General features: G+C 61.6%; 1 protein-coding gene. It reads left to right on the top strand.

Annotated features, from left to right (window positions below; genetic code table 11):
• Window position 1 precedes the first annotated feature (1 nt).
• Window positions 2-837 (top strand): elongation factor Tu (locus DUT91_RS25075; protein WP_114443057.1); only part of this gene is annotated, 836 nt, incomplete at its 3' end.

The following is an 837-nucleotide window of genomic DNA, read 5'->3' on the forward strand; positions in this document are numbered from 1 at the left end:
GATGGCGAAAAGTAAGTTTGAACGCAATAAGCCGCATGTCAACATCGGCACGATCGGCCACGTTGACCATGGCAAGACGTCGCTGACAGCGGCGATCACGAAGTATTTCGGCGAGTACAAGGCGTATGACCAGATCGACGCTGCACCTGAGGAAAAGGCGCGCGGCATCACGATCTCGACGGCGCACGTGGAATACGAGACGGAAGCGCGTCACTACGCCCACGTCGATTGCCCCGGCCACGCCGATTATGTGAAGAACATGATCACCGGTGCCGCCCAGATGGATGGCGCGATCCTGGTTGTTTCGGCCGCCGACGGCCCGATGCCCCAGACCCGCGAGCACATCCTGCTCGCCCGTCAGGTTGGCGTTCCCGCGATCGTGGTGTTCCTGAACAAGGTCGACCAGGTTGACGATCCGGAGCTTCTCGAGCTGGTCGAACTGGAAGTGCGCGAGCTTCTCTCGAAGTACGACTTCCCGGGCGACGACATTCCGATCGTCAAGGGTTCGGCTCTGGCCGCTCTTGAAGATTCCAACAAGGAAATCGGCGAGGACGCGGTGCGTGCGCTGATGGCTGAAGTGGACAAGTACATCCCGACGCCTGAGCGTCCGATCAACATGCCGTTCCTGATGCCGATCGAGGACGTGTTCTCGATCTCGGGCCGCGGCACGGTTGTGACCGGTCGCGTCGAGCGCGGCATCGTCAAGGTTGGCGAGACGGTCGAGATCGTCGGCATCCGCCCGACGACGACGACGACTGTGACGGGCGTGGAAATGTTCCGCAAGCTGCTCGACCAGGGCCAGGCCGGCGACAACATCGGCGCTCTGCTTCGCGGTGT

The organism is Paramesorhizobium salinisoli (assembly GCF_003335045.1).
In the GTDB taxonomy this organism is placed as follows: domain Bacteria; phylum Pseudomonadota; class Alphaproteobacteria; order Rhizobiales; family Rhizobiaceae; genus Paramesorhizobium; species Paramesorhizobium salinisoli.